The sequence below is a fragment of the Gelidibacter sediminis genome (genome assembly GCF_004364975.1).
Classification (GTDB): Bacteria; Bacteroidota; Bacteroidia; order Flavobacteriales; family Flavobacteriaceae; genus Gelidibacter; species Gelidibacter sediminis.
This window is the reverse complement of sequence record NZ_SOBW01000007.1, coordinates 962,035-987,721: the sequence shown is the minus strand read 5'-3', so window position 1 is coordinate 987,721 and position 25,687 is coordinate 962,035. Positions and strand designations below refer to the sequence as shown.

21 protein-coding genes are annotated in these 25,687 nt (G+C 38.5%); all 21 read right to left on the bottom strand.

The genetic code is table 11. The features are described from left to right. Positions 1 to 22: 22 nt before the first annotated feature. The 21 genes from BXY82_RS04205 to BXY82_RS04105 all read right to left on the bottom strand — a co-directional run bounded on the left by BXY82_RS04205 (position 23) and on the right by BXY82_RS04105 (position 25,620). The gene (locus tag BXY82_RS04205) at positions 23 to 2,602 is read right to left on the bottom strand and encodes a phosphoenolpyruvate carboxylase (protein ID WP_133756915.1); all 2,580 of its coding nucleotides are present in this window, start codon (positions 2,600 to 2,602) and stop codon (positions 23 to 25) included. 180 nt (positions 2,603 to 2,782) lie between these two features. Continuing rightward, on the bottom strand, positions 2,783 to 4,588 hold the full coding sequence (locus tag BXY82_RS04200) for an SLC13 family permease (RefSeq protein ID WP_133756914.1): 1,806 nt from the start codon (positions 4,586 to 4,588) through the stop codon (positions 2,783 to 2,785). Between the two features lie 25 nt (positions 4,589 to 4,613). Further along, the gene (locus tag BXY82_RS04195; protein ID WP_133756913.1) at positions 4,614 to 8,321 is read right to left on the bottom strand and encodes a ShlB/FhaC/HecB family hemolysin secretion/activation protein; all 3,708 of its coding nucleotides are present in this window, start codon (positions 8,319 to 8,321) and stop codon (positions 4,614 to 4,616) included. A gap of 133 nt (positions 8,322 to 8,454) precedes the next feature. After that, a complete protein-coding gene (locus BXY82_RS04190; RefSeq protein ID WP_133756912.1) occupies positions 8,455 to 9,297 on the bottom strand; it encodes an alpha/beta hydrolase family protein in 843 nt (280 codons plus the stop codon). A 21-nt stretch (positions 9,298 to 9,318) separates the two neighbouring features. Beyond that, positions 9,319 to 10,608, bottom strand: coding sequence for a phenylacetate--CoA ligase family protein (locus tag BXY82_RS04185; protein ID WP_133756911.1), 1,290 nt, complete (start codon positions 10,606 to 10,608; stop codon positions 9,319 to 9,321). After that, on the bottom strand, positions 10,605 to 12,281 hold the full coding sequence (locus BXY82_RS04180) for a C45 family autoproteolytic acyltransferase/hydolase (protein WP_133756910.1): 1,677 nt from the start codon (positions 12,279 to 12,281) through the stop codon (positions 10,605 to 10,607). Before BXY82_RS04180 ends, BXY82_RS04185 begins: the two co-directional genes overlap by 4 nt. Next, positions 12,274 to 13,158 (bottom strand): cupin-like domain-containing protein, encoded by an 885-nt coding sequence (locus BXY82_RS04175; protein ID WP_133756909.1) that lies wholly within the window; start codon positions 13,156 to 13,158, stop codon positions 12,274 to 12,276. Before BXY82_RS04175 ends, BXY82_RS04180 begins: the two co-directional genes overlap by 8 nt. Further along, positions 13,145 to 15,571 (bottom strand): MMPL family transporter, encoded by a 2,427-nt coding sequence (locus tag BXY82_RS04170; RefSeq protein ID WP_133756908.1) that lies wholly within the window; start codon positions 15,569 to 15,571, stop codon positions 13,145 to 13,147. The genes BXY82_RS04175 and BXY82_RS04170 overlap by 14 nt, the downstream gene beginning before the upstream one ends. Further along, positions 15,564 to 16,763 carry a DUF2062 domain-containing protein gene (locus tag BXY82_RS04165; RefSeq protein ID WP_133756907.1) on the bottom strand — a complete coding sequence of 400 codons (1,200 nt, stop codon included), beginning with the start codon at positions 16,761 to 16,763 and terminating at the stop codon, positions 15,564 to 15,566. The genes BXY82_RS04170 and BXY82_RS04165 overlap by 8 nt, the downstream gene beginning before the upstream one ends. A 15-nt stretch (positions 16,764 to 16,778) precedes the next feature. Further along, positions 16,779 to 17,150: a 3-hydroxyacyl-ACP dehydratase gene (locus BXY82_RS04160; protein WP_133756906.1), complete on the bottom strand. Its 372-nt coding sequence runs from the start codon at positions 17,148 to 17,150 to the stop codon at positions 16,779 to 16,781. Between the two features lie 27 nt (positions 17,151 to 17,177). Then, positions 17,178 to 17,813 (bottom strand): LolA family protein, encoded by a 636-nt coding sequence (locus BXY82_RS04155; RefSeq protein WP_133756905.1) that lies wholly within the window; start codon positions 17,811 to 17,813, stop codon positions 17,178 to 17,180. Then, positions 17,803 to 18,570, bottom strand: coding sequence for a polysaccharide deacetylase family protein (locus tag BXY82_RS04150; protein WP_133756904.1), 768 nt, complete (start codon positions 18,568 to 18,570; stop codon positions 17,803 to 17,805). The genes BXY82_RS04155 and BXY82_RS04150 overlap by 11 nt, the downstream gene beginning before the upstream one ends. After that, the gene (locus BXY82_RS04145) at positions 18,567 to 19,586 is read right to left on the bottom strand and encodes a beta-ketoacyl synthase chain length factor (protein ID WP_133756903.1); all 1,020 of its coding nucleotides are present in this window, start codon (positions 19,584 to 19,586) and stop codon (positions 18,567 to 18,569) included. The genes BXY82_RS04150 and BXY82_RS04145 overlap by 4 nt, the downstream gene beginning before the upstream one ends. Beyond that, a complete protein-coding gene (locus tag BXY82_RS04140) occupies positions 19,583 to 20,773 on the bottom strand; it encodes a beta-ketoacyl-[acyl-carrier-protein] synthase family protein (protein WP_133756902.1) in 1,191 nt (396 codons plus the stop codon). Before BXY82_RS04140 ends, BXY82_RS04145 begins: the two co-directional genes overlap by 4 nt. A 10-nt stretch (positions 20,774 to 20,783) precedes the next feature. Next, entirely contained in the window at positions 20,784 to 21,041 is a 258-nt protein-coding gene (locus BXY82_RS04135; protein ID WP_133756901.1) for a phosphopantetheine-binding protein, read from the bottom strand. Further along, the gene (locus BXY82_RS04130; RefSeq protein WP_317128557.1) at positions 21,038 to 21,496 is read right to left on the bottom strand and encodes a 3-oxoacyl-ACP synthase; all 459 of its coding nucleotides are present in this window, start codon (positions 21,494 to 21,496) and stop codon (positions 21,038 to 21,040) included. The genes BXY82_RS04135 and BXY82_RS04130 overlap by 4 nt, the downstream gene beginning before the upstream one ends. A 165-nt stretch (positions 21,497 to 21,661) precedes the next feature. Further along, positions 21,662 to 22,723 carry a methyltransferase gene (locus BXY82_RS04125; protein WP_133756899.1) on the bottom strand — a complete coding sequence of 354 codons (1,062 nt, stop codon included), beginning with the start codon at positions 22,721 to 22,723 and terminating at the stop codon, positions 21,662 to 21,664. A 6-nt stretch (positions 22,724 to 22,729) separates the two neighbouring features. Continuing rightward, positions 22,730 to 23,875 (bottom strand): beta-ketoacyl synthase N-terminal-like domain-containing protein, encoded by a 1,146-nt coding sequence (locus tag BXY82_RS04120; protein ID WP_133756898.1) that lies wholly within the window; start codon positions 23,873 to 23,875, stop codon positions 22,730 to 22,732. Further along, a complete protein-coding gene (locus tag BXY82_RS04115) occupies positions 23,868 to 24,317 on the bottom strand; it encodes an acyl-CoA thioesterase (RefSeq protein WP_133756897.1) in 450 nt (149 codons plus the stop codon). Before BXY82_RS04115 ends, BXY82_RS04120 begins: the two co-directional genes overlap by 8 nt. 2 nt (positions 24,318 to 24,319) lie before the next feature. Then, positions 24,320 to 24,748 carry a hypothetical protein gene (locus BXY82_RS04110; RefSeq protein WP_133756896.1) on the bottom strand — a complete coding sequence of 143 codons (429 nt, stop codon included), beginning with the start codon at positions 24,746 to 24,748 and terminating at the stop codon, positions 24,320 to 24,322. Next, positions 24,745 to 25,620: an LpxL/LpxP family acyltransferase gene (locus tag BXY82_RS04105; RefSeq protein ID WP_133756895.1), complete on the bottom strand. Its 876-nt coding sequence runs from the start codon at positions 25,618 to 25,620 to the stop codon at positions 24,745 to 24,747. The genes BXY82_RS04110 and BXY82_RS04105 overlap by 4 nt, the downstream gene beginning before the upstream one ends. Positions 25,621 to 25,687 lie beyond the last annotated feature (67 nt).

Genomic DNA, 25,687 nt, shown 5'->3' with positions numbered 1-25,687 from the left:
ATAAATTGAGTTGCTTGTATGTTTAAGCCGAATTTCTACTCGCGTTGATATTCCCAAATAAAGATCGCATCACGATTTTTTCATAAACGGCAATTTGCGCATCATCTTTAGGCGATTCTTTTTCTAACTCTTGAATTTTTTTCAAAGCAAATTGCTGAATGGTCAGAAGCGGCAGGACTATCGATTCTCTCATATTGATGGAGGCTTTACCGGCTGGTTCTTCCTGCATCAATTCTGTATATCCTGTTAACTTGAGAATTAAGCGCTTTGTGATGACGTATTCATCGTGAATAATGTTCCAAAATTCGCCATATTCCGCATCGTCAGCCATATACTTGGTCAAATCAAAAAACGATTTTGAAAGCGACATCATACTATTTTCTATCAGCGTTTTGAAGAAGCTCGAGGTTTTGAAAAGGTGTTGTACTTTTTCGAATTCTCCTGAATTTTCATAATGTTTCAACGCTGTGCCCACGCCAAAAAATCCTGGCACGTTTTGTTTGAGTTGACTCCATGATCCTACAAATGGGATGGCTCTTAAATCTTCAAATATCAAACCTTCTGATTTTCCTCGTTTAGTTGGCCTACTTCCAATATTGGTCTTAGCGTAGTATTTTAGGGTGCTCATGTTCTCCAAATATGGAATGAACTTTGGATGTGCTTTAAAATCGGCGTAAGCCTTATAGCTTAACGATGCCAAATTACCCATCACCTCTCTGTTGTCCTGTTTCATTCGTAAATCCGTATCACTCAAACTGTTGTGAATTCCAGAACTGATCAACTGTTCCAAATTGTATTGAGACGAATCTAAAGTTCCAAAATTAGAACTTATCGTTTGGCCCTGAATGGTCAATTGTACTTCTTTATCTTCAATAGTTGGTCCTAAAGAGGCATAAAAATTATGAGTCTTTCCTCCTCCACGCGCAGGTGGTCCCCCACGACCGTCAAAGAATATAACCGTCACATCATATTTACGAGAAATTTCAGTAAGTCGTTCCTTGGCTTTATAAATTGCCCAATTGGCCATTAAATAGCCACCGTCCTTGGTGCCGTCACTAAAGCCGAGCATAATGGTTTGCTTGTTGCCTCTCGACTTTAAATGGGCGCTGTATGCAGGATTTGTATACAACTCCTCCATCACTAGGTGCGCATTCTCCAAATCTGTAATTGTTTCGAAAAGTGGTCCAATATCTACGGTTAATTTATCTTTGAATGCCACCAATTTTAACATGGCAAACAATTGCATGACATGCAGTGTACTTTGGTTATTACTGATGATGTATCGGTTGGAAGCCTGTTCGCCATTAGTTTCTTGAATGGTTTTAATCGCTTCAATAGTCTCTAAAGTTTTCAGCGTTTCTTCATCGGTGATTAGCGATAAATCAATTTTTCCCTTCACTTTTGAAAGGACATCTACTTGCTCCTTATCTGTAAGTTCGAAATAATTCTCAGGAAAAATCGTATTGCCATTTGCCAATAAAGTTTCAACTAGATTTTTAAAAACTTTTTCGTGGGCACGACTGTCCTGACGGATATCCAACGTTGAAAAGTGGAAGCCGAAAAGATGGATTTTATTAAGAAGACTGTTTATTTCTGAGAGGTATAACGATTGATGCTCCTCTATAATAATGTCTTTGACCGAATTCAATTCTGCTTTGAAACTTTCTAAAGTCAAGTCAGAAGGATTACCAATCATTAACTCATAGAGCTCTTTTTCGAGGACTGACATCCGTTCTTCAATATTGGTAAAGGTTAGCTTTCGCTTAAGTCTTCTAATATCACGATAGTAATTTTTAATAATGGTTTCCTTCAAACGTGCCGCTACCTTAAGGGTGATTTCGGGTGTTACAAAAGGATTTCCATCTCTGTCTCCACCTGGCCAAAAACCGACATTGATGATGTTGTTGTCAATCTGCTTTCCGTCAAAAATATTTTGTTGGATATAGTCATAAATATCTCCAAACGATTTATAGAATACGTTTTCCAAGTACCAGATTAAACTGATGGCTTCATCGTAAGGCGTTGGTTTTTTATGTTTAAAAAATGGCGTTTTCCCGAGTTGTGCAAGCAAATCATTAATGCGAAGCAAGTCATTTTCCTTAATGGCTTCGGTTAAATCTGTAATAATTCCCAATACTGATCCTGGGTAGAATTGTGTTGGATGCGCCGTTAAAACAATGCGGACCTTGAATTCTTCCAAATACTTTTGAAGCAATTCCATTTTGTTTTCAGCCGTGACACTTTCCTTTAAACTTCTTAAAGTCCCAATCCCGTCCATATTATTGACTTTCGGGAAGGCGGCATCTTCAATAGCATCAAACAATACCACTTGGCGTTCAATATATTGAATGAAGCGAAACAAGAGGTTGATCTGACTTTCCGGTGAGCGTCGTGCTTGGTATTTCTTGAAAAAAGAATTGACAATTGTTGTAGGGTCCTCACCAGCTTTAAATCCTTTCTGGCAGGTTTCATGAAACAATGGCAATAAGACACCGGTTTTGGTAACAGCATCAAAAGGCAAGGTCATAAAAATACCGTTATAGATTTGATATTTTGATAAAACACTTTGATTAAAGCGCGTTAATTTTGGCTGTGTTGACATATTGTAATTTATTTAAGAACCTTTAAAATTACTAAAGCTAAACGTAACAGAATTAGCAATACTATATTTTTACTGAATAACGAAATTATGGCGTGCTAGGTTTAGAATATCGCAAAAAACACAGGTACGGACTATTGAAATGATAGTGTAATTTTAATTCGTAGGTTATAATTATGCTGTTTATAACATGGAGGACAATAATAATGTGCCAACCACCAACAAAACAATAGATAATAATCCGCCAATAATTAGGAAATGCCTGAATTTATAAGCGCCTGTTCCATAAATGAGCGTGTTGGTTTGATAGCCCATAGGTGTGAAAAAACTAAAATTGGCGGCGAACATGACGGCAAGAATAAACGGTTTCGCCGGTAAATCTAATCCAGCGGCTAGGGTTATAGCTATGGGCGTTATAATAACTGCAGTGGCGTTGTTAGAGATAAAGCCACTCATAATCATGGTAATTCCGAAAAGCACTCCTAAAATTATAATGTTGTTCTGACCCGTAAGAAAGTCTAGCAATAGCTCAGCAATCCACGTGTCAGTTCCTGAATTGTGCATTGCAATACCCAACGGTATCATACCTGCCAATAGAAAAATAATTTGCCAGTTCACCTTTTTATAAATTTTCGATAAATTGATGCAATCCGTAATTAGAAGTAAAGCTACGCCAGATAAGGTACTGGTAAGAATGGTCAAAATGCCACTTGCAGCCAATCCGATAACCATCATTAACGCAATAAAACTAATGGCACGTTTGTAAGGATTAATCTTATAGTCCTCTTCATGATGTCTTAAAACAAGGGCATTATCCAAAGAATATAAATGCTCGATTTCATCTTGCTTTGCTTTAAGGAGCAGTTTGTCGCCAGCTTGTAAATTGGTGTTTTTTATAATTTTTGGAAAGTTGAGGCGCATTCCTTTTTGAAACTGCCTTCTATTTTGAATGCCCAATGGACGCGCCACATTATACAACAGGTTTTTGATTTCGGAGAAGGATTTATCAATGAATTCAGATCCGGGTAAGATCAGCAACTCAATATAACTATAGGCGTTGTTCTTATCTTTTTCAGTCTCGGTCTCATCTGGAAGGTGCAATTCATTTTCATCAGTAAGGGTGAACTCGTTTTTTGGAAAGGACTCATACGCTTTAATATCACTTAAGACAAATAGTTTATCTTGAGCTCTTAAGGTGGTATTTGGACCTGGATTATCGTTCACAATATCATCGCGAATCAGTTTCAATACACGAATATCAGGGTTTTTGTAAAATTTAGCATCAGATAGTGCCGTACCAATAAGTTTGGATTCTGATTTGACTGTTAACGTAAACAGGAAGGTATTGTCAACATACGCTTCTGTAAGTTCATCACCATTTGTTTTTGGTAACCATCGGCTTGCAATAGTCATGAACACAATGCCCACACCCAACAGAATAAGTCCATAAATGCTAAATTCAAAGAATGAAAACTGCTCTGCACCCAACTTTTTTGAAACGGAATTGACCAAAATATTGGTTGAAGTCCCCATCAAGGTACAACTACCACCTAAAATTCCTGCAAAGGAAATGGGCATCAGTAATTTTGGCGAGGAAAAATCATATTTTTCAGAAAGTTGCGCTATTATCTTAATAAAAATTACAACTACAGCTGTTGTGCTTATAAATGCTGAAATGGAAGCGGCAATCATCATAAAAACCGGCACCATCAAAACGATTGGCAAGATTTTTAATCTCTTAATAGATTGGGTTAAAAGATCTATAACCCCATTGTCTTCTAACCCAATCGCCAAAATCATGAGCATTAAAATGGTGATTGTTGCCGGACTCGAAAACCCGCTAATAGCTTCTTCCGGCGATGTTAATCCTGATAAAACCAATGCCACAATAATAAGAAAGGCAATCTTATCAATAGGCAAAGTTTCGGTTGCAAAGAGTAGTATGGTAACTCCTAGAATGATAAACACAAGGATGATTTCAAAACTCATAGCAACGCATATTTGAGCGGATTAACTAAAAACCAAAGCCTAGGCCAATTTGTAAAATGGCGTCTTCTTCAGAGACAAAATATCCGGCATTGATAGAAAAGGCGTTCAAACTTCCAACCCAGAAACCGCCACCTACAGAGTTGTGCCATGTATCTGAATCTTGATTTGGCATCCAAACACGACCATAGTCGTAGCCACCAAAAATTCCGATGGTAATTGGAGTGACAGCCGTAATATATTCTTTTAAACGTACTTTTAAGTCGGTGCTGTGATAAAATGAAGTTTTACCTGTAAAGCGTTCGTTTCTGTACCCTCGCAACCCATTATCGCCACCAATAGATTGTCCGTGGTAAAAGAGAAAGTCATCACCAAAATTAGTACTGATTTCTGCTTTAGAACCTAAAACTAAATCTCCGGAAGAAATCAATTTTTTATCAAACCCTAGCTTTAATGTTGCATAACCAAATTGATTATCATCTAATTTTAGATTTTTCTTGTAACCAAGTACTGCTTTAAAGTACAATCCACGTGTAGGAAAATCTAAGGCATCAACATTCTCGTAGAGAATATCAGCTTCAGCACCTATATAATTTTGGTTGTCAAAAACGGCCTGCTCGTTAAAATTGGTCGTATTAAACAAACGATCCATATTGTTTTCCACTTTGTAGTTTTCAAATAAAGCATGCAGGTGGATGCTTCTGTAGGCAATACCTGATCTTAGCTGTAATTGTTCAAGACGGGCTCTATTGAAATCCTTGTCAACGGTGTCTTCATCATAAGTTGTGTCATTTCCGTAACCAAAAAAGTTTTCGGCAAATTTTGCGCTTGTATAGTAACCAAGTGCTTCAAAATTCCAATTGGGAAAAATATTGGCAAATGTGCCAGCATATTCTAATTCTACGGCACCATAATCAAAGAAGTAATTTGCTGATAAGAAATGTTTATATCTGAAATCTTCGCCATTAAATCCGTGGTTGGTGTAAGTGTTTTTGGCTCCTACAAATAAACCATCATCGGTTTTAAATCCAACATTTGGGAACAACACATTAGAATTTTCTTTAAATTCTCTGTAAATGAAAGTATTGGTTTGATATAACTGAGTAAAATGTTTGGCCGGAATTTTATCAGTAAACTCGGCTTTTTCATGTTTCCAATCATAGACTTTTAGATTTTTACGATTGCTTATATTAAAAACGTCATCACCGTAGCCGCCAACCAATCTGATCATAATTTCGCGGTCTCCATCTCCTGAGACTTCAAATTTATCATCATCATTTAAACCATAAATCCAAAGTTCTTTCGTGGCCTCTCTGTCAAACGTACGCTCATAAAATACGGGGTTGGGTGCATCTGACTTTAAGCGTTTTAATACAACTTTGGTTTTACCTTGCGGAAGCCTTGTAATTTCTATTTTATCATCTTTATGCGTGCCATGAATTACCACAACCTGTTGCATGCGGTCGCCATAGCGCTTTGCAATGTCATCAATATTTTTTAAACGGCCTTTTAACTTATTTTTGATGTCTTCTGAAGCGTCATCCTGCACTTCTACAGGTAACCTCGTAAACGCTTGGTCTATGGCTTCGTCAGTCATGTTGGCTTGAATGCTTTTGGCTTCTTCTACCCACACAGATGTGTCGTGTTTGTTCAAGAAGGCCATATCTAAATTATTACCTTCCGCATTAAACCATTTTACATTTTTTATATCGGTATCATACGATTGCCAAAAACGAACGTCTGGTAATAGCATTTTTATGATAGGAATGGCAATACCATCAAATTTGGAAAAGGCAGCATCACGATCTCTTGGGATAGGAATAAAACGAACATCGTCATCGCTGATTTCATATTCCATCCAACGCCATTGGTCGTGATGACGGTCCCAATCGCCAATTAGCATATCAAACAATCGTGCACGTATGTAGGCACGTTGGTCAATGGTATATTTTTCATCTTCATTTAATTTCTCGAGGACGTCTGTCGTACTTTCAAAGTTGACTATTTTGCCGGCTTCTTTTGGGTTTGCACGATTGTAGCCTTCGTAATCTTTTTGCTCATCATTTGGACGCTCTTCGATAAAATAAAGCTTATCGCCATAATTATCACCTAAAAACTTAAATCCAGGCTGCTTTGGTAAATAGTACAATTGCGCGTTGGCATGATTGACACCAACTGATTTTGCTAACGGATTTATAACCAATTGCATGTAAGGATGTGTTGTGGTAAAGAAGTCATATACTGCCGTTTCAGGGAATGACCCTCTGAAATCTTCCTCCACATAAGCCACGCCAGGAACTTTAAAGCGCAAAAACTTAAGTGCATCTTTTTCAAGTCCTCTCATGGCATATTCTCGATCTTCAGCATCTGCAAGTCGGGCAGAGAATGATTGATGGCCACCACCTTTTTGGGTGATTTTCAATCCATTATATAAAGTGTCCAAAATGGCAATGTTGGCAGTTACAGGTTTTCCAAAATAACTACGGTAACGATCTCCCCAAATAAATTTGTAAAACCCGGATTTATCAAGCTTTTGTCGATCACTTGTAACAGGAACGGTTTTCGTGGTTTCAGAAAATGACGGAATTGGGTATTCTGCTTCTTTTTCAGGGAACTTATCATTCATATCAAACGCAAACGTATCCTTTTCGGTAATGAACTCCACGTCAGAGGAGCCATCTTCATAGTATCTGATAATCGTAAATCCTTTTTCACCATAACTAAATTTTCCCTCGAAATCTAAGGAACCACCAATATTGGCAATAGTTCCAGGAGACAATTTGGTCCCAGTACGTGAGCCCAATGAACCACTTATGATTTGTCTAATATTATCACTTGCTAAATATTGTAAACTCTCTTCATGACCTGAAACAATAGTGACTCTGTCATTATCTTGTGCTAAGGAACTGATTACGGTACATAAGTAATTATAACGATGTGAATTGTCCTGCTGCATTGAAAATCCACCTAAATTCTGAATTTCATTCACGACAGGACCAAGAATTGGAATCTGCATGTTTTCCGCAAAAGTGCGATGACCAGCATATTTACCATTGCTGAATATTGGATGGTGCATCACAATAAGAAGGTTTTTGCCTCTCGAATCTTTGATATAGCCTTCAAACTCTTCATTGAAGCGTCTTTTGGTGTTGATGTCCGTACATTTTTCATTGATGCCCTCTACGTGGTCCCAGTTGATGGAAAACCAATTAGAATCTACATATAAAATATCTAGAGTTTCATTGACTTCAACATATTCTAACGGACAGACATTGTTAGGTTTGACCTCAAAGTTTTCAATATTATTATCCTTTAAATAATCTTCAACCCACTCAATTTTTTTAGTGTTTTTACTTGCCCATTCATGGTGACCGGGTGTAAATACCGTTTTTCCTTTAAAATCTTTGGCAAGATTGAGGTGTGTCTTTATATAGGTTTCCCGTGTGTCTTTATTGGCATTTTTCGGAATATAATCTCCTGCATATAATAACGTGCTATTTTTGTCAGCCTTATCTAAGTAGGATTTTAATAATTGTTGAAGTTGAGGGTTAGCATCTGACGCTCCCGTACCGAGACCTCCTGCCACATAGAACGTATGGATGGGCTTCTGGGTTGTAATGTCAGACTTTAAGGCGATTTTAGATTGCGGTTTATACGTTGCACAAGCTGTAATTGTGGCAATGCATAAAAGCAACAAAAATTTACTCGTAGAATATTTAAAAGCATTTCGGATCATAAAATGTGTAATTAATTTTCTATAGAACTATTTAAAAATACTAAAGATTTGAAAAAGTCTGCATATTATAAATTGTTTGATACATTGACGTATCCATTTAAGAATAATGTTGACTGCAATGTTTAAGGCGGTATTACTGCCTAATGAAGTCGATACTCTTTTGAACTACCTCATCTAATGGAGATGGTGGGTGGTCGGCTTTCCAGGGATGTGAAGCGCCAAATACATGATTACTGTTTTTAATAGGATAAAGGATGCTCTTCGGGTTCCAAGAATGCAAGGCTTCAGCTTCACTGAATGCAACAGATGGATCGTCTTTTGCATGAATAATGAGCTGTGGGATAACAATCTTTTTTACGGCACTTTCTATGTGCAAGCGATGTTCATTGGCTTTAAAATCTTCGTAAAACTGATAATTATGAGGCATTTTTTGCTTTGTTCTGCCATTGAGCACATATTTGACACCGTCTTTTTTCCATTGTTCCAGTTCTCCAGAAGTAGCGGTACGTTTTCCAAAATCACTTACACCTGCCCAACTGATGAATTTTGTGATGCGATGGTCTTCTGAAGCTTTAAGTGTGACAATTCCGCCACCACGGGAGTGCCCGATAAGTATAAGTTCATTAGGATCTATCTCGGCTTGAAATGGATTGGACGTTGAGCGAAAGAAAGTGATCAGATCCTCTAAATCGTCCAATTCTTTGGAATAATTGTTTTCCGCAAAGGCGTCTAAATCGGGGAAGTCAATGGGTTGTTCCATAGTGCCACCATTGTGCGAAAAATTAAATTTTACAAAAAATAAATCTGCTTCAGCGAATGCTTCTGCCACCAAATCCCAAGCACCCCAATCCTTAAAACCTTTGTACCCATGGCAAAAAATAACCAATGGTTTTTGAGTCCCGGTGGATTTATAAAAAGCGTCCCAAAGGATTGGCTTTTTAGATGCTCTAGTTAAGATGTTATTTTTATGGTCCATAATCCCTTTAAAATTACGGTATTATTTTCGTTTGTCGATAACTAGGATTGGTTTTCGGCTTAATTTAGGAAAACGTAAGGCGTCAATCTCTTTTCTATCGCACCATTCCAATTTTGGAGTTACCCGTAATTTGGCTCTGAAATGGTCCTTAATTTGACCTAAGAGTTGTTCAGATGGTGCATGTGAAGCGATTTTAATTAAAATTTCATCAGTGCCAATGGCATTGTGACTGATTTCAATAACAAAACTCTCCAACTCATTAAAATTATTCAGCACATTTTGCATGGCTGGCGGATATAATGTGGTGCCTTTATACTTAATCATTTGCTTTTTTCGACCTGCAATTGGTCCGAGGCGTAGCGTATTACGGCCACAACTACATGCATCATGGTGCGCTGTCATCATATCGCCAGTTTTGAAACGCAAAAGCGGCATCGCCTCAACGCCCAACGTGGTAATGGTCAATTCGCCTGTTTCACCTTCTTTTACAGGATTGTTATGCTCATCCAAAAGTTCTGCAATGATGAGTTCTGGGTGTAAATGGCCACCTTGTTGTGCGCTACATTCCGTAAAAGCTGTACTCATTTCAGTAGAGGCGTAGGTAGAAAATAACTCGATGTTCCAATGATCGGTGATCTTTTTGCCCAAGGTATTTAAAGTGAAATCTTCATTTCGGATGGCTTCCCCAATACAAATGGCGCCTTTAATTCCGGATGTATTTAATTCGATATCGTGCTGCTGTGCATATTCAATCATTTTTAATAAAAACGAAGGCACGACGATGAGGTAAGTGGGTTGAAACTTTATGATGGAATCCCATTGTAATTCAGGAATTCCAGCGCCTACTCTTATAATTCCCGCGCCCATTTTTCGAACCCCTAAAAAGTAAGCCAAACCCGCCATAAAACGACGGTCCATCGTCGTCATCAACTGCAACGTGTCGCCTGAACTTACACCCGCACAAGCGAATGAAATGGCTTCATTATAGGCCAAGCGTTCTAAATCGGCATCAGTCAAGACGTAGGTTACCGGATCACCTAATGTGCCTGAAGTGGTGACATAGTCAATGATTTTAGATTTTGGGACGCAGATAAAATCGTCATTAAATTGTTGTAAATCATCTTTTGTGGTGACGGGAATCTTTGTTAAATCCTCAAGGGTTTGAATCTCTGAAATGGAGAGTTGATGTGTTTTAAATTGCCGCTTGTAAAAGGGGGAGTTTTTGGACAGATACTCCAAGGTGAGCTGCAATTGAGTTTCCTGAAAGGCTTTTATTTCAGCGGCAGATTTGGTTTCTATTTCAGGAATCATTTGAGTTTTCGTTTTGATTTTTTAATATATTTTGACACCTGCTCTGCGTCTGGAATGGTTGTGATTTCCTTAGTGGATGCGGTTTCAAAATATTTGAGTGCGTTTGCGAAATTTTTATGCTGATAATGATAACGTCCTGCAAGATAATAGGCTTTCCAATAATTTGGATTTAATTCTGACAACTTTTGAAGTTCGGTGTCATCGATTGTTTCTTTTTCCTTCAAGCTATGTTCCACCTTTCGTTCTAAAATGCGATACGCTTCGTAATTTTTATAGGCTTCGGTATCCAAAAATGGATCTTTAGGAATATTTAATGCTGCATTGGACACCGTTACTGTGGAAGGATTACCGTCTCTATTTTCAAAAACAGTATTCAAATCATACGCTACAAACTCGCCCAATTGATACGGATTTGCAGATACCCACACTTTAAGTTCTTCGGGTTTAAACACGATACCGTGGTGAGCCAACAGTTGATTTAACGCTTTTTCATTGCCAAATCCGATAGCTTTATCATCCAAACCGTCTTTATTTCGGAGTACTGAAACGGCTTTTTCAGGCGTCATTTTATCTTTTTCCTCCAATAATTGTTGCATTCTGTCGTAGCGGTATTGGGAATGGCTATTTTGGATGGTTTTTTTATTGCGACGGTCTTTTTTATAGGCATCACTCTGAAAATGATTGGAACAAATCAATTCATCAGAATTTTCCACCTCGTACACCCCAAAGTTTTTAGGCGACACTTCAATCAACACTGCTTTTTGATCAATTGCGCTGCCTACCATAATGGCTTCAGAAACAAAAACCTCACGTTTTTTTGCAATGGCAATCGCTTCGTCAATGGTAGAAGCATATTGTAAAATTTCACGTGTCACAATGGAAATTGGTGTTTTTGCAACCAACGGAATTTTAGATTTCCCGGCATTTAAGGTTACGGTCAATCCTTTTTCATTCATCCCCGAAACGACGCCAATAAAGCCGCTCCAAGAAATGGACATGAATTTATAACCGTGGTCAGGATTGATAAACGACACTACTTTGTCTTCAGCAAACTTATCACCGGCATAAAAATCGAAGTTTCTACCTATTAACAATTGGCCGTCTTCCGTTTTTTCATCCCAAGCGGCAAATGATGTACAACCAACCAAGGCTAAATCTTGCAACGCATGGCCGATATCGTGCGCGCCGTGCAGGTATAAAGCTCTTAAATACGGGGTGGCAATGGCATCAAAATCGGCAGACATATATCTTGAAATGCCATAAATCTCCGCTTTAAATTCTTCCGGTACGTGCTGGTACATTTTGCGATTGTACCAAGACAGAAACTTTTTTAAGAATTTCTGCTGACCTTCAGAAGGCACCATGCTCTCGATTTTATCTAAAAAAACGCGTTCTTGCTTATAAATAATTTCTTCGGATAAACGCCCGGAAATGAGTCCGCGTTCCAGTGCGTCGCCTTCCACATAAAGTTCCCAAAGGCCTTGGGTATTCTTGGTCAGAAAACTGTTGCCAACAACATAAGTAGAATCATTGATTTTACTGCGCTCGGGAATAGAGGCGTTATAGCTGCTCACATCGGGAAGATGGTTGAGCGATTTGCGAATGCCACAGGACGTGAAAAACAGCGCCACTAAGCTGCAGAAAAGAAATTGTATGATAGGATGCTTAGGCATCTGAGTGCTTTTTCTTGTAATTTTTGTTCATGCGTTTTACCATCTGCTCTTCTTTATAATCTACCCAACCTTGGCCGACGGTGCGGCGCATCACATTTTCAAAAGTTCGCATAAAGACGATGTTTTTGAAGAGTTTGGCCAAACGGCCCACTTTTCTTGGAAAGGCGCGAAGGGTAATTGAAAATCCGCCATCTAAATAGGTGATATAATGCCAATAACCGCTTGGCATATACAGGGCATCCCCGTGTTTCATGTCTACCGAAATGCCTTCTGCCAATTGTAGCGCCGGGTATTTTTCAAAATCCGGATTGTCCATATCAATCGTTTCCAAATTGTGAACGGTAAAAGGCACTTTATAGAGATGCTTGGCTTGGTCTGGTGCAAAAAGGGTGACTTGCTTATGACCGTGGAAATGGAAATGCACCAAATCGGCCAAATCCATATCATAATGAGCCAATACTTTTGAGCCTTTGCCTCCAAAAAACATCACCGGTAATTTTTTGAAGAACTTTAAACCAATGTCAGGATAACTGAAATCGTTCAACAACACCGGCATTTTCTGAAGCACGTTAAAGAAAAACATGCGCAAATCCGTAGGCTGCGTTTTTAGGATTTCGATATAATCCACCAACTTCATTTTTTTAGCTGGAACCACTGAGTTTTGGCGCCCTTTGGTAGGCTCATTATTGTACAACGGTACAATCTGATCTCCCGCCAAACTTTGAATATAATCCAAGTTCCATTTTTCGTAAGCAGGCCATTCTTTAGTTAGATCTTCAATTAAGACCGGCTTTTGAGGCTTAAAATAGTGCTCAATAAAATCTTCTTTGGTGATGGATTTTACTCTGGTGATTGGTGTGGTTTTAATCGTTCCCATTTTTCGGTTTTAAAATAAGAAATTTATATAGCAAGGGCTGAATCGTAAACGTAATGAACATTGCTGACAGTATCCCAATGATGGAGATACTCGCCAACGAGTGCAAGGCAGGATGTTTCGCAAAAATTAAGACGCCAACGCCCAAAATTGTGGTCAAAACCGATAAAATAATGGAGGTTTTATGCGTGGTCATTGATGCGACTCCTGATCTCATGCCGTTGGTCATAAAAATACTGTAATCTACACCCAATCCAAAGATAAAGGTGGAAATGATGATGTTAAAAATATTGAATTCTAAATGGAACAGACCCATAATCCCGATAGTGACCACCCAAGTGATAATGATTGGAATGACGGTAACCAGTGTTAATCTCAGGTTTTTGTAGAACAGTACTAATAACAGCACCACTGCGATTAAACAATAGCCTAAGAGCTTATTAAAATCGTTTTTGAGATGTCCCAACAGGATTTCATTAATGGCTTGACGATCAATTACCAGGGTGTTTTTCGAATTTTTAAAGGCGTCTTTTACGTGTTGAATCTTGCTGTTTTCAACATTTAGGACTGAGGAAATGGTCATAAAATCCCCATCTCTCGCGATAAAATCGTCAATGGGAATTACGTTCATGTCTTTGTATGCTTCGATGCTGAGCGGCTGAAAGTCATGATCTAAAAGTTTATAAAATTCTTGAAAGGTTGTTGGTTTAAATCCGAATTTCGTACCGTTTGTAATCAACTCATCTTGGGTTTGTTGCTTGAGGTCAGGCGTCCAAAAGTGATTCCAATTTGCAATATGGTCTTGCTGGGTTTTATTTGATGCCACCAACGCACCCACTGAATTGTAACTGATTAACTTTTGCTGTTGCTCCAGTTCTTGAAGCGTTTTAAAAACACCATCATTAGTTTCCAATACGTGTTGTTCATCGGTGCCAAATGCGACGACATATAATGATTTTGAGGAGACGTTGATGAGTTTGTCCAATGCCGCTTCCGCAGATTTGATACGTTCCGGTTGAAAATTTAGGTTGGAAATATCTTTATTGAATGCCACGCGATGGTAGGTAAATGCGCTTAATAGCAGTAGTGCTGCAATCCCGCCGATGACCAGTTTGTTTTTATGAAAGTCATACGCCGCCATGCGGTCTAAAATTGTTGACTTTGAAGCGTTGTTTGAACAGCCTTTATAGGCTTGCGGAATAAAAATAAGTGCAAAAACGGAAGCGCCAATCACGCTGATCGCTGCAAAAATCCCTAAATCTTGAAGGGCTTGCGAATCGACAAACAACAGACATAAAAACGCCAAAGCGGTAGTTAAACTGCTCATTAAAATTGGTTTCGAAACGCCGTCAAACAATTCCTTTACGGTTTCGTTATTTCTAATATGGGTAAGAATGTGTAGCGAATAATCGAGCGTGACGCCCAAAAGCACCGCGCCAATTCCTAAGGAAATGGCAGAAATCTCCGTGCGAATGACGGATAATGTCGCAATTGCCAATAAACCACCAAAAATGGTAGGCACAAACAAAATAATTGGGATGGTCAGCTTTCGATAAAAAACGATAAAAACCGCCATGAGCAAAACCATCGCAATGGAAACCGTCAGTTGAATGTCGTTTTTGATTTGTTTTGCGTTGGCCACCGCAATGAGTGTCCCGCCAAAATAGGAGCTTTTAACCTTGCCGGAATAGGCATTATTTAATTCCTCTTGGAGTTGGTAGAGTTGCTCTGAAAAAACACTGTTTTCGTTCGTATTGCTGCTCGGATATTCTGGGGTGATAAATAGCAAAATGTGCTGTTCATCCTTACTGACCAGAAAGCCATCTTTAAGCGTAAACTCATCGGAAATTCCGAGTTGTTCCAAATGTTTGATGCCCATCAGAGAAATACCGAACGGATCTTTGACAATCGTTTTTTTGGCGACAATTCCAGAAGGTGAAATCAATGTTTTGTAATTACGCTCGGTGATTTTAGCAATAGAATCTGGATGTAATTTGTTTGAGAGTTGTTGATAATCGGCATCCTTTAAAAATAGCGGTGCGTTAGTGTAAACAAAATCTAAGGTTTCAAAAATGGTTTCATCTTCTATATTGCCTTGAACGTCTTTAATGTAGTCACTTGAACGCTTAGACAGTGAATCTAAAAATTCGGTCGCGTAATCGGTTAAATCTTCGGTAGAACCATGGTCTTCCCGTTCAATATTGACGATGATTTTATCCGCAAACTGAACTGTATTTAAAACGTTTTGGAGTTGCTCGTTTTCTGAAGTAGTCGGGATTAACTTTGAGATGTCTTCATCAAATTTCAGTGTCGAAGTCATCCAAACAAGCGCCCCAAAAACAAGACATAGCGTAATCACAAAGACAGCTTTATGACTTTGAATACTGTTGTATAGTTTATAAAACCACTTAGCCATGGGTCAGTACATTTTTGCGATCAATGATTAAGAAAAACAGATATCCTAACACGCCAAAGACGGCCGCAGAGGTTGTGGATAGGACAATGCTGCCCACAAGATAGGCTTCAAAATGTTGCATCAAATCAAAATTCTCTTGTATACCCTCCAATGTGTAGTGGGATTCAATGCCTAATACCCAATTCCCCACTTGTAAACTCAATAAAAGCACCAATGGGATGAATGGCGGAAAGCTAATATTTGAGAATGCAAACGCAATTACTTTATTAAGTCGGAGTAAAATTGCTAAGAAAATTACAATAACCGTATGAAAGCCCCACAGTGGCGATAATCCTAAAAAGACGCCTAATGCAATGGATAATGCTTTCTTTTTAGGTGAATCCTGATGGCCTAAAAAATCTTCTAAAAAGAATCGTTTAAGGCCTTTTTTTTTTAGTTTCCTAAACAGGTTTCGAGGAATAATGTAGAATACTCTTACGAGTAAAAACCAGGTGTACAGCACCACCATTCGGGCAATATCGTTAAAAGGCCTAAAATGGGAAACGCGCTCATTAAGGTCATATAAAATTTTGATAGGCACATGAACGATGTCAATGCCCGCCCAATAGGCTTTAACAATAGCTTCAATTTCAAATTCGAATTTTTTGGTAGACTCCATAAACTTTATGGAGGCCATTTCCTTTATGGGATACAACCGAAATCCGGATTGCGAATCCTGAAGTTTCAAGCCTGTAGCCGCTTTCATCCAAAAGGTTGACACGCGATTGCCTTTTGCGCTTGTTGCCAAAACATCCGCAGTATTCATGTTACGGTCGCCAATAATTAAGATCTTTTTATGGTCTGAAGTATCGAGTTCGGTAACAAAATTGGGAATATCTGAAGGAAAATGTTGGCCATCAGTATCCAAAGTGATGGCATATTCAAAACCCAATTGAACAGCATGATTGAACCCGGTTTTTAGGGCATTGCCTTTTCCTGCATTTTTAGGTAAATGCAATTGGATTGTTTGCGGAAACTTTTGTAAAATGTCAGCAGTTCCATCCGTGGAGCCATCGTTGACAATAATAACATCCTTGGTATATTCTAAAACGCCAGTAATCACCCGTTCTAAAGTTTTCTCATTGTTATAGGTGGGTAAGACCACGCAACAGCGATAAGAATTTAGTTTGGATGAAATGTCTGAAAGCGTCATTGAACAGGAGCGTAGTTAACGTTTCACAAAGGTAACATTACATTTCAAAACAGGCGTTCCGTCGTTAAAAGAAGTGTTATTTTTTATCTTCACATATTTTCCATCTTCCTGAATAACAATATTGAATTTCAAATTGGTATTGACATTGGGGTCAACCATGGTTAAAAACTTGACATTGGATGCGGATTCTAAAAATAAGGTCTGCTGCAGGTGATTTTCCGTGAGTTCTTTGATGATTTGAAGCATCGCAACGCCAGGAGTTACAGGGAAATTAGGAAAATGTCCTTCAAAAACCGGATGCTCTTTTTGAATTGTCACCGTTGTCTCAAAGGATTGTGCTTCAATTGATTCAGATGCAACGATAGTATAGAATTGATGTAAAAGCATAGTGGTTTAGATCGTCACGAAGGGTTTTTAATTTATAAAAGCATTTTCAGAGACTGCCGCATTTACTTTACGGTTAGCGAAAGTAATCAACGTGTAATCCTCATTTGGCTCAATCAATTTTACTTCTTGTACCTCTGCATTCGATTTAGAAAATTTAAGTTCAAAAGAGGCCATAAACTTTTTCATACGTTTGTCTTTCGGAATGAATTTTACCAAATACCCTTCGCTAATTTTAAAATAAGCCAGATAAAACTGGGTCTCGTCAAACATATCGCCTTTAATACTGTTGACAATAAGTGTGTTTAAACTTTTAAAAATTTTATTGGAGCTCAAATCGATCTTATCTTTTTTACCTTCATTGGTCACCAAGAGTTGATCATCTTTAAAGATAGCGCTATTTTGATAGGGTTTGATATATTCCCATTTAACCAGATTTGGCGCCTTATACACCAATTTGCCTTCAGATGAAATGGCATTGTCCATCACACTTAAGTGCTTGGTTTGCGTAAAATCGCTGACAATGGTTTGGGTGTTTTTCGCCGTATTTTGAACCTTTGTTTTGAAATCTTTTTGTTCAGATGCTGACAATTTAGTTTGCGACATCCCACTCAGAGCAAACAAAAAGGTTAGAGCTAAAGTGAATATATATTGTTTAGTTTTCATGGAGAAGTTCATTTATAGTGACCGCTTGATAATCTTGTTTTTGGAAAACTTGCAATAAATGTTCCAAAACAGGCAAGACGTTGGATTGTTTGTCATGCAGCAATATAACCGCGCCTGGTTGTAGCTGTTTTGTAATGCGCTTAATGATGCGCTCAGGATTTTTTATGACGGTATCGAAGGACCGAATGCTCCAACCAATCACTTGATGTTCAGTAATTGTTAATGCTTGTGCCAACTTGGGCGTGGTAACACCAAATGGCGGACGGAAGAGTGTCGTTTTCTTACTGGTTATTTTATGAATGGCATTCTCGGTTTGTTTGATTTCGTCGAGCCAATTTTCTGTCGAGTTAAAATCAATCATCAGTTCGTGGGAAAATGAATGATTGCCAACAGTGTGCCCTTGTGCAACGATGGCTTTGAAAATTTCTGGATACCTTTCAACATTTTCGCCGATACAGAAAAAGGTGGCTTTGGCGTTATACTGTTTCAGAATATCCAACACTTTAGGAGTGAATTCTGGATTTGGACCATCATCAAAAGTAATGGCGATTTTTTTTTGGATAATCGTCGGATTTGAAGTGAACGCCTTCAAATAAAATCCCCAGCTCATATTAAAACTCCCTAAGGCCATTATCGTAAACCAAAGGATTAATAGCACTATATACCACCACAATGGAATCCCGACCGTTGTATCGAGAATGACCAAAAGCAAAAACAGACTTATGGTGACGAAGCTGGTGATTTTGAAGTTTTTCATCGTTTTAATAAGATAAAACTATGGTCGCGGCCTTTAAATTGATTGTAAAGTAAAATGTATTTGATCTCCGATCTCTTTTCACCTTTAAAAATTAGAGATTTTGGGATGTTCTGACGATTTAGAATTTCATACGCGGTCCACAAGCCAAATGACGAAGCAGTATAAAATTCGCCAATCAAATGTTTGTAGTGAAGTTCAGTGGTGTTATCGAATACCTTTGAGACACTGTTGTAATAGGAATCAAAAGCATCGCCATTTCTACCGGCAATCAACACATCAATATCTGAGGCTTGAACTTCATTTTTACTCAGGAAATTATTTAATTTCTGTTGTACCGTGTTTTCCGAAGCGGTACTACATATGTCCATATCTACTAACTGAATAGTATTTGATTTCGCTTCAGAAGATACTACAAAAAACGACGCACCCTCCCCAAACGGCACCTGAATGCCATTAGAATTCGCATCTTCCATATGTCTCATATGCATAATGATTTCGATGCCCAATTCATCAACGCCACCCACTAAAATATGTTTGGCTTCTTCTTGTTGCAAAAGTAATTGTGCATCCATCAACGCCGATTCAAAAGATACTGCGGCATGGACATAGGTATTATTATAAGCTTTACATTTCAATCCCAAGGCAATTTGAGCACCAACCGTGTTGTGTGTAGATTGAATAAAGGAGGTTGGTGTTAAAAATTCTTCACCATTAGCAATTATAGTATTTAAAAATTTTTCAGTGTCTTCAATACAGCCCATACCAGTTCCGGTGATGATGGCATCGGGTTGTTCTAATTGTGCATTCTGGAGCGCCTTATTCGCCGCTGAAACACCCATTTTGACGCCGGTTGCCATACGTCGGGAGGCTGAAGGCGAGATATAGTCTTTATAATTTGGGTATTTTGCAGGAACTGTACTTCCAGAAATGGTTGTAATATCTTCCAAAAACCCATCGCTATCAAAGGTGTTTTGAGCTGAAATACTTGCGGCGCTATGGAGATATACGTTTTTCATGCCTTTGAAAAAATAAGTGTGGAACAGTTGCCACCAAATCCAAAGGAATTGGACAAGATATGCTGAACCTCTTTTTTGACTACTGAAGTTACGGGGTGTAATCCAGTTTCAGGCATTGGCGTCTTAAAATTCAGATTTGGAAAAATAGTTTGTTCCTGTAAGGCGATGATTGAAAATACGGCTTCCACTACGCCAGCGGCGGCCAAGGTATGTCCGGTAAAGGATTTGGTAGAACTGAAATCAGGAATATGGTTTCCAAATACCCGCTGCAAGGCGACGCTTTCAGAAAGATCATTATTTGGAGTTGCGGTGCCGTGGGCGTTGATATAATCGATGTGTTCAGGGTTTAGATCTGCTAATTTTAGGGCTTTTTGCATGGCTAAAAAAGCGCCTTCGCCATTTTCAGAAGAGGCGGTTTGATGAAATGCATCGTTGGCATTGCCATATCCAGAGAGATAGGCCAATACGGTTTTTTGTTCTTTGGCAATCACTTCATCAGACTCCAACACCAAATATGCTGCGGCTTCACCCAGGTTTAAGCCTTTTCGATTCGCATCGAATGGCGCACAAAGTTCATCAGATTGAATCATTAATGTTTTAAATCCGTTGATGGTGAATTTTGATAAGGCATCCGTGCCACCTACCACTACACGGTCCAATTTTCCTGCTTTAATCAATCGCGCAGCCAACATAATGGCATTGGCTGCAGATGAACATGCCGTACTGATTGTGGTTACAAATTCGGTGATGTTTAGCGCATCCGCTATTTTTTGAGTGGAATCTCCCGCGTGGTGACTTTGAATGTATTTTTGTGCCTCCGGATCTGTTGCAAATTGTTTCAAATAAAGTTCCGTCATATCCATTCCGCCTACAGTAGTGGCTGAGATGAACCCTGTACGGTATGTTGAAATAGCGCTTATATTGGCATCTTTAAGCGCCGCTTTTGCCGCAAATAGTCCTAATAAGCCGGTACGAGTGTAATTATGGTCTTCGGGAAGTTGTAATTGAGTGGTCAAATCCGCATTTGAAAGCGAAACTTCACCAACTATAATGTTGCCCGAATGTTTGGTTTGAATATGCTTGAGCGTGGCAATGCCACTTTTTGAAGCCAATAGAGACGACTTGCTCTCCACAACGGAATGACCAATTGCAGAAATTATGCCCATTCCGGTAATTGCAACGCCCATAGTTTTGGTCTTATTTAGCTCTTTTCTCCGTAATATAATCGGCCAATACAGCCACAGATTTAAAAATCTCTTTTCCTTCTTTTGGATCTGTCAATTGAATACCGTAATCCTTATCTAACATCACAATTAACTCTAAAGCATCGATGGAATCTAATCCTAAACCATCACCAAAAAGTGCATCATCATCAGCAATATCAGCAACTGTAAACTCTTCCAAATTCAATTGCTCTATGATCTTCTCTTTCAATTCTTGTCTTAACTCGTTCATGTTTTGTATAATCTCTTAATTTCGTTAGGGGTATGTGCAATAATACCATTTTCTTCTACCAAATATAAGAAAGCCTCATAATTTTTGTCATCAAAATCGACCCACCCACACAATACTTTTTCGGCTTTTTTTTGCTTTAGAAGACTCTGTGTGTTAATCCATAAATGATCGGCATTAAAGGAGTCAAAGATAAAAAAACAATTTTCAGAATGAAGTTGGTGTTTGATGCTAATTTCACCCATACAAATGTTGGGCAAGGTGTAGACGAAAACGGATGGACTTGGGAAAAAAATTTCAGGTTCAGCGATGGATGCTTGGTACGTCCTGTCCGTATCTAAACTGGACGCCCTGTTTGATAATATTATGGCGATGTTATGTTCAGTATCTGCAGAAAAATCAGCTTTTTTTAAGAGGACATCCGCAGCCAAAAATGCCAACTTACTCAAATGATCCATTTTGTAAAATTTGGGATAATTGGTCTTCACATGTCTTACAGCGCTTTTTATAAATGCTGAAAATTCTTGATTTGGACTTGAATACAGAGGTTCCCCATCTAATAAAACACTGTTGTTTTTAATGTGGCAATAGGATGATATGTGAAAAGTTGATTCCAAAAATTCTTAACTTTTTTTACAGACAAGCATCGTATGATATTCGCCTAATGCTAAATCTTCTTTAATCGTTAATCCAGCCTTTTCAATCAATGATTCAAATACCGTAGCAGGGTACATTTTACTGTTGCCGTTGGCCATAACAGTAAAATATAGCGAGGTGGCTTCTAAGATGAATTTTGACATCGGGAATTCCTGACGGTCTGTAAAAGTTTCAATGATGATCAATTCTGTGTGTGCATCCATAGAAGCGACACAAGTGGAAAGAATTGTCAAGATTTCATCTTCAGAAAAACAATCTAAAAATTGACTCATCCAAATGACATCCGCACCCGTTGGAATTTGAGGATTTGGTTTTAACCAGTCCATTTCCTGTCCGCTGATGCGGCTTCCAAAACCTGCATCATTACTATTTTTTAAAGCTTTATTCAATTGTCCAGGCAAATCAATAATTTTCACCTGGATATTTTCATCATAATTAAAACATTGCAAGGCAAACTTTCCGGTATTTCCACCAATATCGAACAGAAGTTTTGGTTGGTTTTTAAATACGCGTTTTAAAGCCTCTTCAAAAATACCATCTGAATAAAAATGGTCAAATTCAAACCACGATTGCTGTTCTTTTGGTGTTAATTGCGAAAGACCTTCATAAATCGTATCCCATTCTCCCAACTCTTTTAAGCCTGATGGTTCTCCAGTTTTGATAGCCTCATCGAGATGAAACAAGCCCTTGTAACAAATGTCGTGCGTAAAGTTGAGGTTGACGTTGACATCTTTACTGTAATTTAAAAAATAGCCTGTTTTGGTCAATTCGTAGATGCCATTTTCGGATTTACTGACTACGCCTGCACTTTCTGAAAATTCTAATAATACACCAAGACCGTAGCGACTGATGGAAAGTTGCTCAGAAATTGCGTCTATGGTGACGCCTCCATTATGGCGACTATCGAAAATCAGGTCAAAAACGCCCAGTTTTTTTAAGGTGACTGACGATTGGAATATAAAAGGGGCGAAGGCTATTTTTTGTGCTTCCAGCAAAGCATCGGCGGCTCTAAGTTCTTTTTTCGACATAAGGGGTTATGATAATGTTCTGAAGAGCGCCGCAGTGTTGCAGCCTCCAAATCCAGATGCGGTTTTTAAAAATGTTCGTAATTCTTTTGATGCGGTTTCTTTGATGATGTTCAGCGGTTTGGTGACTCCTAATGTTTCAAATCCGGCAGAAGCAATTAAAGTATTATGGTGTAAAGATTGCATACCAATAATCGTTTCCAATAATCCAGAAGCACCCAAAGTGTGACCGAAATAGCCTTTTAAACTATTTAATGGCGCATGCTCTAATCCTAATCTATTGAAGGCGATGGCTTCCATTTCATCATTAAATAACGTGGCTGTGCCGTGGGCTGAAATATAATCAATGGTGTAGGAGTCGATGTTTGCTTCCGCTAACGCCGATTTTACACTTCGGTATAAGCCTTCGCCAGTGCGCGACGGTCCAGAAATATGATTAGCATCGTTACAACTCGCTTCACCCAAAATTTCCACAGCGTCTTCTGAAAGATTGTTTTTATTTGAAGTTACCAACACACTGGCCGCCACTTCGCCTAAATTAATACCAACGCGGTTGGCATCATAAGGTTTGCTGGGCGCATCACTTAAGGCATGGAACGAGTTGAATCCAGAAATCACAAAATCAGAAACCAAGTCTCCGGCAACCACAAAAACTTGATCAAAAATGCCTTCTTGAATGTAGCGTTTCGCAATCGCAATTGATAAAATCCCAGAAACACAAGCGTTGGAAATGACAATCGCCTCATTTTTAAAGCCGAAATAGTTTTGGATTATTTTTCCTAAGTCGCTCAGATACGCACGTTCCTGTGGAAATTGGCTCTGAGAATTTAACACGTCGATATTTCCTTTAGTGGTAGAAATAATAAGTCCGACACGATCAGAGAGGTTTATGTCTGAAGCTTTTATAGTTTTAGAAAGCGATAACAGCAGCATCTTCTCTAAACGGGTAAAATCATTGTTAGGTTTTAAAATTTGAAATGCAGAATTCAAGGTTTCGGTTGGGATGACGGCTCCAAAAAATGGTTTGTAAAAACGTGACGCATCGTCAACCAATTGAATGGCGCGTTTGCCTTGTTTGAGATTTTCAAAAACGGTCGCACTGTCAAACCCTAATGACGAGGTAATATTATGGTATGACACATAGCACTTAGTCATGCAATAATCCGTGTTTTTCTTTCCAATTTCTATAGAATTCCGGCAGATTTAATGCCATGTCATTCGCTTCGAAATTGGTGAACACTTGAGTGGTTTTGCCGGTGCATACTATTTTGCCCTTCTCGTTGGTAATTGAGTAAGAGAACATCAATTTTGCCGCTCGAGAATTGACATAAGTCGTTTCAACGGTCGCCACTTCGCCATAACGTAAAGGCAAGTGGTGTTTTAAAACTGTTTTTACAATTGGCGTCGCATAACCATGGGTTTTTGCATCGAGATAGGTCAATTCAAATGCCCTACCAAAAGCTTCACGGCCTTCTTCAAAGTACTTGATATAGTGGCCATGCCATACAATGTTTAAAGAATCGACCTCACTAAATCGCACACGGATTTGATGTGAAATCTTCAATGAAGAATTTTCTTCTTTTTCTGACTTTTTCATGGTTATTCTTTAAGTACGAGATTCATATCGGCGTTGGCAATCTTAATATTGTCCTTAAATATAGAAAGATTTACTGTGGTGAGATGCATTAGTTCATTGACAATAGCAACTTCAGTTTTTAGAACACTATTCACTTCAGGTAAATGCTGAATTTTTAAGGTTTTTATTGAAGCGATAAAGCCTTCTTTTACAGGTTGAAGGTTTGATAAATTTTTAAATCCAGTATATAAGGCGGCCGCTTGCGCCATATGTTCAATTAAACCTGTTTCTGAGAACTCGTTGTTTGCTACAAATATATTCTCCTTTACTATGGTAAAACCGACGGTGGCTCTGCCTTCAGAAAAATCTAACAATGAATCCACCATCATCATAGGTTCTCGATGTGGCAGTAACTTTTTTAAGTCTGACAAGTCGGTAATTGGTGTTTTCATTTTTTATCGTCCCAAAAATCATAAAAATTAAACCACTGCAGCGGATATTTTGCAATCATTTGCTCTACATTTTCGGTGTATTTTTTTAAAAGATCGTTCATGTTGCCTTCTTTATAATCAATCCATCTGGCGTATAAATGATAGTGTTTTTTCGGTTCACGCATCACATACACAAATAAGACAGGAACATTAAGTCGGCTAGCCAAATAAAAAGGACCAATGGGGAATTTTGCTTTTTTTCCTAGTAGCGTTTCCTCTAAATACTTAGTGTTATCCATATACCGATCTCCGGCAATGCAAATGATTCTATTGTTGGCTAAAGCCGCATTAATCTCAAAAATATGCGATAAATCGTCTTTAACCACAATAAAATGGGTCTCTTTTTTAACATATTGCCCTAAATAGGCCTTAATTTCTTCGTGATCTTGGTCTGTAATGACAATACTTATAGAATCTTTGGATAGGCGTTCTTTAAAAAAATATTGCGCCAATTCAAAATTACCAATATGTGCACTGATAAGGATGCCGCCTTTGTTCATTGCAAGTACTTCAGCGATTTTAACTTCGCCGTCAAATTCATAGGTATAATCATTTCTGAGGCCTGCGGAGATCGCTATTTTGTCGATTAAAGTCTGCCCAAATGTATAATAGGTTTTATAAATGCTGATCATGGTTTTAAAACGCGAATAGTGCAATCGTTTTCTGAAATAGTAGCGTAAACCACGCACATTTTTACCTGAGAACAAGCAAAAATAAGGTACGGGAAGGTGCATTAATGCATAGGCGGCATTAATTCCGAAATTCTTAATAAAGAATATGAATACCTTAAAACCGAGAACAGTGCCTCTCGATTTTCCATCCCATTCCGCCATTATAATTGTGATGTTTAGGCTTGAAGTAAGCGTATTAATAAAGCGACAAATTTACGCGAATTTTTCG

Coding starts and splice junctions, on each gene's coding strand:
- BXY82_RS04130 (WP_317128557.1), bottom strand. CDS start 21,496: ATGGATCATTTGAGTAAGTTGGCATTTTTGGCTGCGGATGTCCTCTTA.
- BXY82_RS04165 (WP_133756907.1), bottom strand. CDS start 16,763: ATGACGCTTTCAGACATTTCATCCAAACTAAATTCTTATCGCTGTTGC.
- BXY82_RS04160 (WP_133756906.1), bottom strand. CDS start 17,150: ATGCTTTTACATCAATTCTATACTATCGTTGCATCTGAATCAATTGAA.
- BXY82_RS04140 (WP_133756902.1), bottom strand. CDS start 20,773: ATGGGCGTTGCAATTACCGGAATGGGCATAATTTCTGCAATTGGTCAT.
- BXY82_RS04180 (WP_133756910.1), bottom strand. CDS start 12,281: ATGCCTAAGCATCCTATCATACAATTTCTTTTCTGCAGCTTAGTGGCG.
- BXY82_RS04115 (WP_133756897.1), bottom strand. CDS start 24,317: ATGAAAAAGTCAGAAAAAGAAGAAAATTCTTCATTGAAGATTTCACAT.
- BXY82_RS04120 (WP_133756898.1), bottom strand. CDS start 23,875: ATGACTAAGTGCTATGTGTCATACCATAATATTACCTCGTCATTAGGG.
- BXY82_RS04185 (WP_133756911.1), bottom strand. CDS start 10,608: ATGATTCCTGAAATAGAAACCAAATCTGCCGCTGAAATAAAAGCCTTT.
- BXY82_RS04105 (WP_133756895.1), bottom strand. CDS start 25,620: ATGGCGGAATGGGATGGAAAATCGAGAGGCACTGTTCTCGGTTTTAAG.
- BXY82_RS04145 (WP_133756903.1), bottom strand. CDS start 19,586: ATGAAAAACGTATATCTCCATAGCGCCGCAAGTATTTCAGCTCAAAAC.
- BXY82_RS04125 (WP_133756899.1), bottom strand. CDS start 22,723: ATGTCGAAAAAAGAACTTAGAGCCGCCGATGCTTTGCTGGAAGCACAA.
- BXY82_RS04170 (WP_133756908.1), bottom strand. CDS start 15,571: ATGGCTAAGTGGTTTTATAAACTATACAACAGTATTCAAAGTCATAAA.
- BXY82_RS04175 (WP_133756909.1), bottom strand. CDS start 13,158: ATGGGAACGATTAAAACCACACCAATCACCAGAGTAAAATCCATCACC.
- BXY82_RS04205 (WP_133756915.1), bottom strand. CDS start 2,602: ATGTCAACACAGCCAAAATTAACGCGCTTTAATCAAAGTGTTTTATCA.
- BXY82_RS04200 (WP_133756914.1), bottom strand. CDS start 4,588: ATGAGTTTTGAAATCATCCTTGTGTTTATCATTCTAGGAGTTACCATA.
- BXY82_RS04195 (WP_133756913.1), bottom strand. CDS start 8,321: ATGATCCGAAATGCTTTTAAATATTCTACGAGTAAATTTTTGTTGCTT.
- BXY82_RS04150 (WP_133756904.1), bottom strand. CDS start 18,570: ATGAAAAACTTCAAAATCACCAGCTTCGTCACCATAAGTCTGTTTTTG.
- BXY82_RS04110 (WP_133756896.1), bottom strand. CDS start 24,748: ATGAAAACACCAATTACCGACTTGTCAGACTTAAAAAAGTTACTGCCA.
- BXY82_RS04190 (WP_133756912.1), bottom strand. CDS start 9,297: ATGGACCATAAAAATAACATCTTAACTAGAGCATCTAAAAAGCCAATC.
- BXY82_RS04135 (WP_133756901.1), bottom strand. CDS start 21,041: ATGAACGAGTTAAGACAAGAATTGAAAGAGAAGATCATAGAGCAATTG.
- BXY82_RS04155 (WP_133756905.1), bottom strand. CDS start 17,813: ATGAAAACTAAACAATATATATTCACTTTAGCTCTAACCTTTTTGTTT.